This window comes from Paenibacillus sp. FSL R7-0026 (assembly GCF_038004485.1).
Classification (GTDB): domain Bacteria; phylum Bacillota; class Bacilli; order Paenibacillales; family Paenibacillaceae; genus Paenibacillus; species Paenibacillus xylanexedens_A.
In genome coordinates this window covers 4,208,938-4,223,497 of record NZ_JBBORG010000001.1, presented here as the reverse complement: position 1 = coordinate 4,223,497, position 14,560 = coordinate 4,208,938, and the positions used below count along the sequence as shown (strand labels likewise).

The following is a 14,560-nucleotide window of genomic DNA, read 5'->3' as shown; positions in this document are numbered from 1 at the left end:
ATACGAGCATACGAGCATACGAGCATACGAGCATACGAGCATACGAGCATACGAGCATACGAGCATACGAGCATACGAGCATACGAGCAGCAGCGATCAATGTCATGGATTTTACGTCAAAAAGGCGTGGCTGTGTTGGTATGCATTTTATTTTCAGACAGATGTGGAGGAAGTACGATTGGAAATGTTTACGATGCTGCTGGGTTTATTTGAACGGGCGGCGCTGTTGATTATATTTTTATTCTTTCTGTCGAGGGTGCCGAGATTTAGGCAGATTTTGCAAAAGGGGAAATTAAGGTGGCAGGAGTCTATTGCGGTGACCTTGTTATTCTGTGCTTTTGCCATCTTCGGGACATATACGGGCATTAATGTTGAAGGTTCACTGGTGAACGTTCGGATCATCGCTGTGTTATCGGGTGGTATTTTGTTCGGAGCGCCTGTGGGTATTATTACGGGTATTGTCTCCGGGGTGCATCGGTATTTGATTGATATGGATGGAGTCACAGCTATACCGTGTCTAATTACGAGTATCTTGGCAGGTCTGGTCTCTGGATATATACATAAGTACACGCCCAAGCCTAAGCGCTGGATCATCGGTATTGGTGCTGGAATGATCTGTGAAGCGCTCACGATGTTATTAATCCTGCTATTTTCCTATCCCGATCCACTGGGTGCCGACATTGTTTCGAAGATTGCGCTACCTATGATTCTGGGTGAAGTCAACATTGGGCTAATTGTGCTCTTGGTGCAGAGTGTTGAAGGGGAAAAGGAAATGATTGCGGCTCGTCAGGCGAAGCTGGCACTGGAGATTGCAAACAAAACCTTGCCGTATTTCCGTTCGATTGATGAGGATTCTCTGCGCAAAATTTGCCGGATTATTCAGGAGGATATTCAGGCCGATGCGGTTGCAATTACGGATACCCGGAATGTACTGGCTTATGTAGGATTTGGTGAGGAACGATATCATATCGGTAATGAAATTATAAGTGAGATGACCAAGAAGACGATATCCAGTGGGGAGATTACGATCAGTAATGATGTCATTGATGAAAAAACACCCGATATCCACTCGCTTTTAATCATTCCGCTCAAAGAACGAGGAGACATTACAGGCGCGCTCAAAATCTATTATCGCAAAGCGTACAAAATTACGTATCCATTACAAACGATGGCTGTAGGTCTGTCGCAGATCATCTCAACTCAGATGGAAGTATCGCGGGTAGAAGAGATCAAGGTTGCTGCCAACAAAGCAGAACTGCGTGCATTACAGACAACCATCCATCCTCATTTTCTGTTTAATGCGCTGAATGCGATTGCTTCGTCCATCCGAACCAAACCGGATCGTGCACGGGAACTGATTGTGAACCTATCCGGGTACATGCGCTACAATCTGGAGCTGTCGGATGAGTTGATCGATATTCATAAGGAGCTGGAGCAGGTCCGCAATTATGTAGAGATTGAAAAAGCCCGCTTCGGCAGCCGACTTAATGTGATCTATGAGATTGATGAGGTCGCCGTGCATATTCCGAGTCTTGTCATCCAGCCGCTCGTTGAAAATGCCATTATTCATGGCATTCTCAAGGTCAAAGGACCCGGTACTGTTCGAATTCGGGTACAGGATTATCCGGAGTTTGTGCGAATCAGCGTGAGTGATACAGGGGCAGGCATCAGTGCAGATATTATTGAGCGCGTCTACCATGACCGTATGCCTGGTAACCAGATTGGGCTATACAACGTGCATCGCCGGGTCAAGCTTATCTACGGACAAGGTGTAACCATTACAAGACTGGAACAAGGAACCGATATTTTATTTGATGTGCCCAAAGGAGATGTCGTAACAAGGTGATGATGGATCAATGAGAGCTCTTATTGTGGAAGACGAGATTCTGGCAAGCGAGGAATTGAATTACTTAATCCAGGAACATAGTCAGATTGAGGTGGTGGATCGCCTTGAAGACGGGCTGGATGTGCTGAAATTTTTGCAGGAACAAGAAGTTGATGTGATTTTTCTCGATATCAATATTCCCTCGCTGGACGGTATGATGCTGGCCCATCATATCGGCAAGTTTGCAACGAAACCCTATATTGTTTTTACTACGGCGTACAAGGAACATGCAGCAGAAGCCTTTGAATTGGAGGCATTTGATTATATTCTGAAGCCTTACGACGAGAAACGAATTGCTACGATGCTCCATAAGCTGGAGTTGGCATTCAAGCGCGATCATGCGCCAGTGGAGCAACGTGGTGATGATGGACTAGCCTCTCTGGCGGACGGATCTACTGCGCAGGGGGAACTGTCACGAGATACGAATTCCCATACGGACAGAAGAATTAATTTGCTGCGGAATGACAATATTATTGTTACGGATACGGCAGATATCTACTATGCGGAAGCGCAAGAGAAAGTGACGAAGGTATATACCAAAAATGGGGAGTTCACCATGCCAGTGAGCATTACGGATTTTCACAGCCGTCTGCCTCAGGACACGTTCTTTCGCTGCCACCGTTCCTACGTCGTAAATCTGTCTCAAATCCGTGAAATTGTACCTTGGTTCAACAATACGTATCTGCTCCGTCTGCGCGATTTGGAAGCTGAAGTACCTGTGAGTCGTGGGAAGGTCAAAGAATTCAGGCAACTCATGCGCATCTAGAAGCATTTCATTCCGCATCTGATGCAACTCATGCTCAAAACGGTGTAATGAATCCCCTTTCATGTATGATTAGCTTGTGAACGCATTCATGTATATGACATCGGCAAAGGGGAGATCACGATGAAAGCAGCAATTTCATCAGCTTCATCAACACCTGAATCAACATTTGCACCTACAAAAATGAACCGCTGGCTTATTGTTTTGGGGACCATCATTGTACAAATGGGTCTTGGAACCATCTATACTTGGAGTTTATTTAATCAACCGTTGTCTGATCGTTTCGGATGGGACGTCAGCTCGGTCGCGATAACTTTTTCAATTACCAGTTTTGCTTTGGCATTTGCCACATTGTTTGCAGGACGGTTGCAGGAACGTTGGGGTCTTCAACGCCTGATCCGTGTAGCCGGGGTTGTGCTCGGGCTGGGTCTTATTCTGAGTTCCCAAGTCACTTCATTAACGCTGTTGTATATCTTGGCTGGATTTGTTGTTGGTTTTGCAGATGGTACGGCGTATATTACGTCGCTATCTAATCTGATCAAGTGGTTCCCGGAGCGTAAAGGTCTGATCTCAGGGATCTCGGTCGGCGCCTTCGGTACCGGTAGTTTATTGTTCAAATATGTGAACTCGGCATTGATTGGTGCCGTTGGTCCTGCTCAGGCATTTATGTACTGGGGCATTATCGTTCTGGTTCTGGTGGTTGCGGGATCATTCCTGATCCGTGAAGCTGTTGTTCGTGAACAGGCTCCGGCAAGCAAGGTAGGAACGAAAGAAGTTGTTGCACGTCATGACTACACGGTGAAAGAGATGCTGCGTACGAAAGAAGCGTACATGCTGTTCGTTATTTTCTTCACGGCGTGTATGAGCGGCCTGTATCTGATTGGTATTGTCAAAGATATCGGTGTACAGCTGGCTGGACTTGATGTAGCAACCGCTGCGAATGCAGTGGCCATGGTTGCGATCTTTAACACGGCAGGACGTATTATTCTTGGTGCGCTGTCGGATAAAGTAGGACGAATGAAGGTCATCGCCGGAGCGCTGCTGGTTACAGCCGTAGCCGTCATGACACTTAGTCTGGTTCCACTGACCTTCGGGATCTTCTTCGCCTGTGTGGCGGCCGTTGCATTCTGCTTCGGTGGGAACATTACGGTATTCCCGGCGATTGTGGCCGATTACTTCGGATTGAAAAATCAGAGCAAAAACTATGGTGTGATCTATCAGGGATTTGGATTTGGTGCTTTGGCCGGATCATTCATCAGCGCCCTGCTGGGCGGATTCCATCTAACCTTTATCGTAATTGCTGTACTCTGCGCTGTCTCGCTATTGCTCGCACTGATCATCACCCCTCCAGGTCAAGGTCGTCGCGCACGTCAACGTGAAAAACAGATGAACCTTAACCCTTCATCACGTGCAAGCTAACAACATGCACTGAAGTACGGAACAGAGAATATTTCTTCATCTTAAAAAGCAAATTAAAAAACAAAGTAAACAAAGCGGTCTCCAGTTGAGGCCGCTTTTTGGTATCTACTGTTGCCAGATTGCCGGCCGGACTGTTGGACTATCGGACCATCTGGCTGCCAGCGAGCGTGGTGCCTTATGTGCATTCCATCATTCGCTTCTGTTATACTCTAGGTGAATTCAACAAGACCAAGATAAGTTATGTACCCCAGAGGAGGCATATCATGAAGTTCATTAAATACACACAACCTGATTTTGATGATTATTATGCATTGGTTTCCAATATGGAAGTGATGAAACAGATTACAGAACGTGCACTACCGGAGCAAGAGGCGAGAACGCAATTCGAGTCCATGCTGGAGTTTAATGAGCGTTCCGCTTGCGGACATTACCGAGTATATAGTGAAGATGGTGCCGGTGTGGCGTATGCCAAATTGATTCCGGATCAGGAGGACCCGACCAAGGCTGAGATAGGTTACATGATCCTGCCTGAACATTGGGGCAAAGGCCAAGGTACATCCATAGCTTCACGGTTGATTATTCAGGCACAAGCCGCAGGGATTGGATCCCTCTATGCAGTTATTGATCCGGGTAACGCTGCTTCCCGCCGGATCTTGACCAGACAGAACTTTGTATCCACCTGGACAGGTGATTACGATGGTCTTCCTGGTGAGATTTTGGAGTTAAATCTTCAAACGAAGCGGTAAAGGAACTGTTCTGAGGGTAATCAGATAATATAGGGCATCTTGTATGATGCAGATGAGCTCATTATCATCATGGTGCATGGGTTCACCTAGGCACATTTCATGCAAGATGCTTGCTTATATAGGAGATGTGGAGGAGATGACATATGAGCAATTCAACCATGGAACGTCTGAATGCATTGCTGCCGGAGTGGCTGGAGACCAGTCGTTTGCACACCGGGCAAGGTAAGGTGGCTTCTTATATCCCGGAGCTTGTCAAAGCCTCTCAGGATGAGCTTGGTATACATATCATGGACGCCGAAGGGAACCATGTGTCTGCAGGGGATTGCGGTGTCCCATTTACGATGCAAAGTATCTCCAAAGTATTTACCCTTATTCTGGCCCTGATGGATCATGGGGAAGAAGCGGTTTTCTTTAATGTAGGAAAAGAACCGACAGGCGACGATTACGATTCGATGATCAAGCTTGAACTAGTCGAACCCGGTATTCCATTTAATCCATTGATTAATGCGGGTGCCATTACGGTGTCCTCGCTTGTTGGAGGAGACTGTAAGGAAGAGAAATCACGCCGCATTCTGGAGTTTTTCCGCAAACTGGCGAATAATGATCAGCTGGGCTATAACGAAGAGGTATTCCAGTCCGAATCGGAGAGCGGTCATATGAATCGTTCACTTGGCTACTTTTTGAAGCACAACGGGGTCATTAAGGATGACGTTGAAGACGTGCTTGCCGTGTATTTCCGTCATTGCTCCATTGAAGTGACGTGTGCAGATCTGTCTCGAATGTCACTCGTTCTGGCCTATAATGGAACAGATCCAATTACGGGAGAAGAACTCATCCCTCGTCGCTATGTTCAGATTGCCAAAACCTTCATGACCACCTGTGGTATGTATAATGCATCAGGCGAATTTGCCATCGAGGTTGGATTGCCCGCCAAAAGTGGAGTATCCGGAGGGATATTGACCCTTGTACCGGGACAATTCGGCATAGGTCTTGTTGGCCCGGCTCTGAATCGCAAAGGCAACAGTATTGCCGGTGTGCATCTGCTCGAGCGTCTGTCCAAGGAATTTGACTGGAGCTTTTTCTAAGAAGTTTTTCAGAAAAAAGAAGCTTTACCCTTATATGTAGCCGATGAATCACATATCTGATATTTTGCTTCTTTAGAACGAAGTGAATGGTCTGGATATGTCTCGTCGGCTGCTTTTGGTATTCACCTGGAAGTGTAGGAAGACAGTCCTGCATGGCAACGGCTATGCTGCATCTATCATGGAATATCCACAACATCGGGGTGGGTACATCTCCCTTCAGTCATCGGCTAGGGCCACATTTGTAATGAGGTTCATCTGAATATCCCGGGACCCATCTTCCATCAGCAGTCTGAGGGTACGGGCCGGACGGTCCAGTCGAAGCACTTGCCCCGTGTAACGGATATCATCATGTTCGTGAAACAACGTAATAGTGACCCTATCTCCAAGCATCATCGAGTTGCTGAGCAAACGGGACATTTCTTCCGCGGCCTGGGCATCCAGGGATGGGCGGGTACGAGGAGCAAGTTGTTCCTGATGAAGAATGTAGGCTTCCCGGTGTTCGGGGAGCATCATGCGTGAGGACTCGAAGATACCGTTTTGCTGCAATTTTTTACTCATTTATAATGACCTCCAATTTTATGAGAACGTTCATGGGCTTGCGCGGACGAGCAGAGGGAGGATGCCCGCATGATGGCCGTATCTCCGTACCTGCGCTTGATATCATCCGTGGCACGTTCCAATTCTCTTTTACGTTCACGGTCATCGAACCAGGACAGCTGTACTTCAGAATCGGGTACAAGTCCGGTCAATGACACGCTGATGCGGCGGATGGGTAATCCGTCCCAATGGCGCAGGAACAGAGCTGCTGCCGCATCGTATACTTCATCCGTAATGTTGGTGGGTTCATTCACCTTCATCTGGCGGGAGAAACCGGTTGGCCGATCATAATCCTGTCCGCGACATCCAACCGAGACCACATGGCCCATGAGTGATTTGTCCCGGGAACGTCGACTGACGAGTTCCGCCAGTTCAAGCAGTACCACTTTGATATCTTCCCAGGAGTCATAGTCCCGGGGCAGCGTCATCTGATGTCCGATTCCCTGCTGCTGATGAGCATATGTCCCGGGTTTGACCGGGGAATCGTCAATACCGCGGGCGATACGCCATAGTACCTCGCCATTCACACCCCAACGTTCTCTCAGTCGGGACAGTGGAGTCTGGGCCAGATCACCGATCGTATGCACGCCCATCTTGTAGAGATGCTGCGCCATGCGGGAACCGACCATGAACATGTCTCGCACAGGCTTCTCCCAGATGGTTGAAGGCAGATCTTTGCGAGGCAGTGTGCAGATGCCTCCAGGGACTTTTTTGGCATATAGATCACAGGCCATCTTACTAACGACCTTGGTATCACTGATACCGATTCGAATGTACACACCCGTCTCCTCCATCACCCTCGATTGAATGCTGCGCGCAATCGTCTCGGGGCTGCCGAACAGATCCAGGCTTCCGGTGACATCGAGAAACTGTTCATCAATACTATAGGGTTCCACCAGATCCGTGTAAGACTGAAGGATACGCGTAATATGAAGGGACACCCGAATGTATTCGGCCATCCGGGGGCGAACAACAACAACATCCGGACATTTGGCGAGCGCTTCGCCCAGTCGTTCTGCTGTTGTAATTCCATAGGACTTGGCGAGTGGACAGGCCGCAAGAATAATACCCGAACGGCGCGCCGGATCTCCCGCGACTACGAGGGGGCGGTCCTTGTATTCGGGATGTGCAGACTTCTCCACACTGGCATAGAATGACTGGCAGTCTGCCAGCATGATGACACGTCTGTCTTGGCGAGGCATAAGACTTCTCTCCTTATTCGTGATGCTAAGCTATTATGTTAAGAAGCAATTATTTTCATTTGAACATCGATAATTAACAGTTTATTTACAGTGTGGAACAAGTGTTCTTGTTTTATAAGCATATCCGACAATTCAAAATGCGGCAACCGGAATTATTTTGCAAATTGGACACAATTATGGGTTAGCTATATTAGAGGCAGAAATTAGGAAATAAGATGTGCTTTTTTACATTTAATGTGAGAGATCCGTGACTTCCGGGTGATGACCGGGCGTTCATTTGGTTTTTTGTAAAAGGGTTATAAATGGGCACAGTCCTATAGAGGGGGACTGACGTCCTTTTTTGATTTTCTGCATTTTTCAGAAAACCTTGATGTGACGCGGAATATCGCTGATGCGTTATCGGACTATAGTATCAATTTTGTAATCTTTATGGTTAATACTGTAAAAAGGTCCGCAACTTTAAATTAAAACTCGCGTTTAATGGGGTATGTGTTCAAACGGCAAACGTTGCCTGTACCCGCGTTGCACATAACAATAAAGGTTCCAGAAGTGCAAGATCAGCAGGGTATCTAATCCATGCGATTCCAGCAAATATTAGCGTTTGGGAATCAGACGTATCCTGGAGGCTTTCGGGTGCTAGTTGATGGCGCTTTTTACGAATTATGGGCAGAATGTTCCATTTCATGTTTGCTTCCATCAGCCTAGTTACAAATGCAGAGTCTTAGCGCTATAGTGAGAACTACACCGCTGACATCTCTACCAAGCGGACATCCGAAGCGGAATGATTCGTAAACTTCATGTTGGACCATTCGATGTTGAAGCAGGATGCATATTAGAGAGGTGAGCAATCTAAAGACATGAGCAGACAAAGACGAAGACGCTGGCTATTAACGGTGTTGACAGGAGCAGTGGTGGTGACCGGTGGGATATTTGCCGGATGGCACTATATGCAACCCAAGCTCGATACGTACACAGCGGAGAACGGCACGGAGATGAAATTCAAGACCGATGGAGACCGGTTCATGGAATACGGGCCAGATGGAACGTGGAGGGAGATGTTCGTCAAAGGTGTCAACCTGGGCGCAACTTCACCGGGGCATTACCCGGGGGAATTCCCGCTGACCAAAGAGGATTACTTGCGGTGGTTCCAGCAGATCGAGGATCTGGGAGCCAATGTAATCCGGGTATACACGGTTCACGAACCGATTTTCTACTCCGCATTAGTCGAATATAACCGCGGCCGGGAGCAACCGTTATATTTTATACAGGGCATATGGTCACCTGAAGAAGAGTTAATTGAGAAGCAGGATGCCTATGCGGCGCATATTGAGCAGACGTTCAAGCAGGAGATTGAAAAGGCCGTATCTGCTGTCTATGGCGATGCGGACATTCCTGCCAAGCAGGGAGAGTCCAGCGGCAAATACAAAACGAATGCAGGAAAGTACCTGATGGCCTGGCATGTAGGGACGGAATGGGACCCGGCGATGGTAGACAACACAAACGCAAAACATGCAGACGTGCCGCAGTACAAGGGAGTTCATTTCTCGGCGAGTCCAGAAGCGTCACCGTTCGAGAACTGGCTAGCAGAGTTACTGGATCATACGGCGGTCCTGGAGAAGAAGTACGGATGGGAACATCCGATGACCTTCACCAACTGGGTAACGACCGATGTGCTGGATCATCCCGGCGAGCCGCTGTATGAAGAGGATCTCGTCAGTGTGGATGCCCGACATATTCAGCCGGAGGCATGGCAGGGAGGTTATTTTGCAGCGTACCATGTGTACCCGTATTACCCGGATCTGTTCCATATCGATAAAACGCTCCAAACCATCAAGGATGAGAACGGTGAGTACAACACGTACAAAAGTTATCTGCGCAAGCTTAAAGCCGAGTTTTCCGATATGCCTGTAATGATTACGGAGTATGGCGTACCCTCTTCTCTTGGTATTTCCCATCTGGGTATGGGAGGACGGAATCAGGGTGGACATAACGAAGTAGAGCAGGGAGATATTGACGCGTCACTGACGCAGGATATCTATGATGAAGGGTATTCGGGAGCAATTGTGTTCATGTGGCAGGATGAATGGTTCAAAAAAACATGGAACACGATGCCACTGGAAATCCCGGCTGATCGCCGTGCATATTGGCTGAACGTGCTGACAAACGAGAAGATGTTTGGTCTGCTTGCCATGGACCCCGGTAAACAGGAACAGTTGACTATCGACGGATCACTGGATGACTGGGATGATCTGAAGGATGAAGAGGTCACGACTTGGCAGGGTCAAGTGGACGGCATTCAGGAAATGAAGATGACCCATGACGAAGCCTATCTGTATATTGGGCTGACCTTGGATCAACCTTTTGACCCGGAGAAGACGGTGCTGCGAATTGGCACAGATACACTTGCCGGAGGCAGCCAGCCTGACAAGATACTCCCGGGCCGGACGCTCAGTGATGGTCTTGAGACGGTGATTACACTGGGGCAGGATGAAGAATCTCAGGTGGAGATCGCCAAGGATTATGACTTTAACCAGCGTCTGTATGGCAAGGATGGATACGACATGCTACCAGATCAGCAGTCAGACTCCGCAGATCCGTTCCACCCATGGAATCTGGCAGTCAGCCTGAGGATGACACCGCCGGATACCCGATCTGCTCAACCGTTCATGAATGAAAAGGTCGGAACATTGAAGCGGGGAACGACGGCTCCCGGTCAGCCCGATACGGATTCATTAACGGCATGGCAGTATAACGGCAATCAAGTGGAGATGCGAATTCCCTGGATGCTGCTTGGGTTCGGTGATCCGAGTTCGCTGCAAGCGATCGACTATGGACCGCTCAAGAATGGACGTGAGTTCTCCACAGTTGCTGTGGAAGGCGTTACCCTCATTCCGTGGTTAACGGACCGCGCCACGAAGAACGTATCTTGGCCTGGGGGTGAAGAGACGACCCTGGACCTGAAGACATTGTCGGTATATAGCTGGCAGCCTTGGGAACAGGTGCAGTATAGTGAACGGCTTAAGCTAAGCTACGAAAAAATGAAGAAGAGCTACGGAAAAATTCCTAGTTTTCAGATCGAATAAATGAGTATAAAGGAGGACCTTTTCACATGTTTCCAAGTTTGGCTTTGGCCTATCTGTTTTTGTACATCTGTATCGCACTTGTTGTTGTAGGCGTCATCGTATTGTTTGCCATGAAAATGTCCCACAATGGCAAACGACGCAAGACGGCGTTTTATGAATTGAAGCAGCGTGACTACTTCACCTATCTGCAAACAGCCTTGACCGAGAATAGTCCACTCAAATTGCCACCAGGCAAACTGGCTCCGCTGGAACGCAGAGTCATTCAGGACAGACTGATTGAATGGATCGACCAGTTCAAGGGTGAGTATCGCGACAAATTAATCGCACTGTGCCGTGAAGCAGGATTCGTAGAGCATGATCTGAAGGAACTGGGCCGTCTGCGGTACGGTCGCCAGATTGATGCTGCTTATCGCTTGGGTGGCATGCGTTGTCCCGAAGCCGTTCCGGGTTTGATGGAGTTACTGAAGGATGAGAAACCGGGCCCGATGGCCATTATGATTGGTCGGTCCATCTCCAGATGTACGACTCGGCAAGGTGAACTGAAAGACATGCTGGCGTTGCTGTTAACCAAAGGTAAGTCCATTCACCATCTGGCAGCAGATATTCTGCTCGAAACGAGTCTGGATACGAGCAGAATTCTAATTGAGTTGCTGGAAGACCGGAATCCTGATTTTGTCAAAGTCGGACTGGTTGCCATGTGGGGACAGGCTGTACCTGAAGTGATGCCTGCACTCGACAGACTGGTAGGCGCAGAACATCAGGATGTACGTGCCGAGGCGGTGAAGCTGTATCTTAGCGCAAGTCCGGCACTCCGGGATGAGACTATTCTGAAGCTGATCCAGGACCCCGATCCGGAGGTTCGGGCCGAAGTGGTACAAGCGCTTGGTTCGAAACATGCATCTGGCAGTATTCCATTGCTGCGCAAAGCGCTGCGGGATGAAGACTGGAGAGTGCGTTATAACAGTGCGGAGAGTCTGAGCAAGCTCGGTGAACCGGGATTCGAAGCGCTGTGTCAGGCTGCGGTGCAAGGTACAGTTGCTGAACGCGAGATTGCGATGCAGCAGATTGAGAGTACCATGCAGCATACGAGAACCGATGACAGAGCTGTAGAGCAGATGATTGCACATAACAAAAAAAGACTGCTGTACGATCGCTATTTTGGCCCTGTCCGAGAGAACAGAACCAGCAAGAAACGCACAGGTGTCGCTACGGTAGGAGGGGATTACACTGCTTAGGGATCTACTATTAATCTACGGCATGGTCGCAATCTACTATGTTGTTTTTGTAAATACGCTCTATTTTTCCATTCTGGCCTTATCGTTCCGTAACATCTGGACGATCTTCCGACGGTCGCATTATTCCAAATACAATACATTGTCAGGCTCGGAACTGGTTCCTTCCGTTTCTCTGCTGGTACCGGCATACAACGAGGAACTGACGATTATTGAAAATGTGAACTGCCTGATGACGCTGAATTATCCAACGTATGAAGTCATTGTTGTGAATGATGGCTCCAGTGATGCGACACTGAATATCCTGTTGGAAGAATATCGGCTGAAGCCAGTACCCAATACGAAGATTCGGGGCAAGATCGCCTGTCAGAAAATTCGTGGGATCTATCATAACCCGGAGTTCCCGGATCTGTATGTCATTGACAAGGAAAACGGCGGTAAGGCCGATTCCCTCAATGCCGGGATCAACCTGTCCCATTATCCGTTGATCTCTTCCATCGATGCCGATTCGTTGCTGGAGAAGGATGCCCTGATCCGCATGGCACGCATGTATATGGAGAATCCGGAAGAGACGGTAGCCATCGGTGGAGATGTAAGGATCGCTAATGGCTGCAAAATTGAAAACGGGGCAGTGCAAGATGTATCACTGCCACGCAAAATCTGGCCCATGTTCCAGTCGATTGAATATCTCAAAGCCTTCCTGGGCGGACGGATTGGCTGGAGTCACATGAACGGTCTGATCATTGTCTCTGGTGCCTTCGGCATGTTCCGCAAGGACGCAGTAATCGCCGTGGGTGGATACCGGGATGGGTATCCTGGGGAAGACATGAACATCATCATCAAACTTCACCGTTACATGCTGGAAAACAAATTGAAGTATCGCGTTGCCTTCTGCCCTGAGGCCGTATGCTGGACGCAGGCACCGGATTCCTACCGAATTTTGTCCAGTCAGCGCAAGCGCTGGGGCCGTGGGAATCTGAAGAACATGATCGAGAATCGCGGCATGTTGTTCAATCCAAAATATAAGGTTATGGGTATGGTGACCATGCCATATAACGTCCTTTTTGAAGCGCTGAACCCGTATTTCCGGATTACCGGACTTCTGGCTCTCACCGGATATGTGCTTCTGGATATGACACAATGGCCGATTCTGGTTCTGTTCGGACTTTTGAACTTTGTGAGTGGTTATCTGCTGAGTGTAGGTGCACTTGTCCTGGAGGAGATTGCTTTCAAACGTTACAACAAGCTCTCCGATCTGGTCAAAATGCTGGTCTACTCCGCGTTGAAATTCGTGGGTTACCACCAGCTCGGCGTACTGTGGAGATTGCAGGGACATGTGCAGTTCATGCAAAACAACAACTCATGGGGTACCATGACACGCCAAAGCTGGTCCGAGGATGAGAAGAAAACAAGCGAAGCCGCTTAGGTAAAGAATAATCAAAGCAATTATATGTCCAATTAGACATTTACACGATAACGGAGAGGGCAGAGAAAGCCTGAAGAAGCGAAGCATGCACCTAAAAGCTTTCTGAAAGAAAGCTGCATCGAAAGCATACCTTTATCCCCGGATTTCCTTTTTTAAAAGGGGTCAAAAAACTGGGGATAACAGCGCTCAGAAGGTTGTTCTGTCATCGGAGTGTCAGTGTAAATAAGATTTTTTGGACTTATATAGATAATCGAGGAGAAGGGTGGAAAAGAACATGCCAAATACGGCGACATTGCAGCGTGAGGCTGCCGTTAATGTGTACCGAAGTGTAGAACAGGGATTGAAGGAAACGGGTGCCGAAACATGCGGCTTAATGTTCATCCATTGTGCAGGAAACTCTCAACCTGAGCAGCAGGTCAGGACACATCTGGAGCAGACGAGCGGGACAGCCTTCCAGGTGTGGAAGGATGGGGCCACTCAGGCGATTGCCGTCCTGCTGCCAGGGTTGTCACTGGATGAAGTTCATTATGAAGGACTTCGGATCAAACATGAGTTGCAAGAGACTGTACCCGGTGCCGATCCACAGATTACACTGGCCAGTTTCCCGGAAGGGGAGCGCCCTTCGAAGGCAACTATTCAGCATATGGCTGAGTCCTCGAAGCTCGTAGATTCGTCGGAGATTCATATCTACACGCTGGACAATACGGCGGAAGAGCCGGAACGAATTTTGATTGTGGACAACGATCCTACGGTACGCGAATTCCTGCAATTGAGGTTGAAGATGCAGGGATACGAAACCTATGAAGCTGTCGATGGACTGGCTGCACTGGAGTTGATCGAGAAAGTCACACCAGACCTGGTGCTCACGGAGCTGAATCTGTATGGCATCGACGGTCTGCCGTTTATCCATCATATTCAAAATCTGGAGATGGAGCAGCCACCCAAAATTGTCGTGTTGACTGAACAACGTGTCGAGCAGACGATTAGTCAATGCTTCCGCAGCGGAGTCGATGATTACATGACCAAACCGTTCTCACCTGTAGAGCTGGATGCCCGAATCAGACGTTGCCTGCATTAGAAGACAGCTTGAATAAGCTGATTGTATGAAGTGCAAAGTAAGTA

General features: G+C 48.5%; 11 protein-coding genes. 9 read left to right on the top strand and 2 right to left on the bottom strand.

The features are described from left to right. Positions 1 to 193 precede the first annotated feature (193 nt). The 5 genes from MKY44_RS18640 to glsA all read left to right on the top strand — a co-directional run bounded on the left by MKY44_RS18640 (position 194) and on the right by glsA (position 5,898). Positions 194 to 1,846, top strand: a complete 1,653-nt coding sequence (locus MKY44_RS18640; protein WP_445670693.1) for a LytS/YhcK type 5TM receptor domain-containing protein — start codon at positions 194 to 196, stop codon at positions 1,844 to 1,846. A gap of 10 nt (positions 1,847 to 1,856) precedes the next feature. Beyond that, positions 1,857 to 2,651: a LytR/AlgR family response regulator transcription factor gene (locus tag MKY44_RS18635; RefSeq protein WP_341008124.1), complete on the top strand. Its 795-nt coding sequence runs from the start codon at positions 1,857 to 1,859 to the stop codon at positions 2,649 to 2,651. A 180-nt stretch (positions 2,652 to 2,831) separates the two neighbouring features. Next, positions 2,832 to 4,067, top strand: coding sequence for an L-lactate MFS transporter (locus MKY44_RS18630; RefSeq protein ID WP_341009895.1), 1,236 nt, complete (start codon positions 2,832 to 2,834; stop codon positions 4,065 to 4,067). 263 nt (positions 4,068 to 4,330) lie between these two features. Then, on the top strand, positions 4,331 to 4,813 hold the full coding sequence (locus MKY44_RS18625; protein WP_341008123.1) for a GNAT family N-acetyltransferase: 483 nt from the start codon (positions 4,331 to 4,333) through the stop codon (positions 4,811 to 4,813). A gap of 143 nt (positions 4,814 to 4,956) precedes the next feature. Next, positions 4,957 to 5,898 carry a glutaminase A gene (gene glsA / locus MKY44_RS18620; protein ID WP_017687474.1) on the top strand — a complete coding sequence of 314 codons (942 nt, stop codon included), beginning with the start codon at positions 4,957 to 4,959 and terminating at the stop codon, positions 5,896 to 5,898. 216 nt (positions 5,899 to 6,114) lie between these two features. On the opposite strand, the gene MKY44_RS18615 is transcribed toward glsA, so the two are convergent. Further along, positions 6,115 to 6,456, bottom strand: coding sequence for a YolD-like family protein (locus tag MKY44_RS18615; protein ID WP_341008122.1), 342 nt, complete (start codon positions 6,454 to 6,456; stop codon positions 6,115 to 6,117). After that, the gene (locus MKY44_RS18610; protein WP_339782791.1) at positions 6,453 to 7,697 is read right to left on the bottom strand and encodes a DNA polymerase IV; all 1,245 of its coding nucleotides are present in this window, start codon (positions 7,695 to 7,697) and stop codon (positions 6,453 to 6,455) included. Before MKY44_RS18610 ends, MKY44_RS18615 begins: the two co-directional genes overlap by 4 nt. A gap of 857 nt (positions 7,698 to 8,554) precedes the next feature. On the opposite strand from MKY44_RS18610, the gene MKY44_RS18605 reads away from it, so the two are divergent. The 4 genes from MKY44_RS18605 (at position 8,555) to MKY44_RS18590 (ending at position 14,516) form a co-directional block, all read left to right on the top strand. Continuing rightward, positions 8,555 to 10,780, top strand: coding sequence for a hypothetical protein (locus tag MKY44_RS18605; RefSeq protein ID WP_341008121.1), 2,226 nt, complete (start codon positions 8,555 to 8,557; stop codon positions 10,778 to 10,780). A gap of 26 nt (positions 10,781 to 10,806) precedes the next feature. Beyond that, a complete protein-coding gene (locus MKY44_RS18600; protein ID WP_091018251.1) occupies positions 10,807 to 12,015 on the top strand; it encodes a HEAT repeat domain-containing protein in 1,209 nt (402 codons plus the stop codon). 22 nt (positions 12,016 to 12,037) lie between these two features. Next, complete coding sequence (locus MKY44_RS18595; RefSeq protein ID WP_210436946.1) at positions 12,038 to 13,438, top strand: glycosyltransferase family 2 protein; 1,401 nt, start codon at positions 12,038 to 12,040, stop codon at positions 13,436 to 13,438. A 274-nt stretch (positions 13,439 to 13,712) separates the two neighbouring features. After that, entirely contained in the window at positions 13,713 to 14,516 is an 804-nt protein-coding gene (locus MKY44_RS18590; protein ID WP_341008120.1) for a response regulator transcription factor, read from the top strand. Positions 14,517 to 14,560 lie beyond the last annotated feature (44 nt).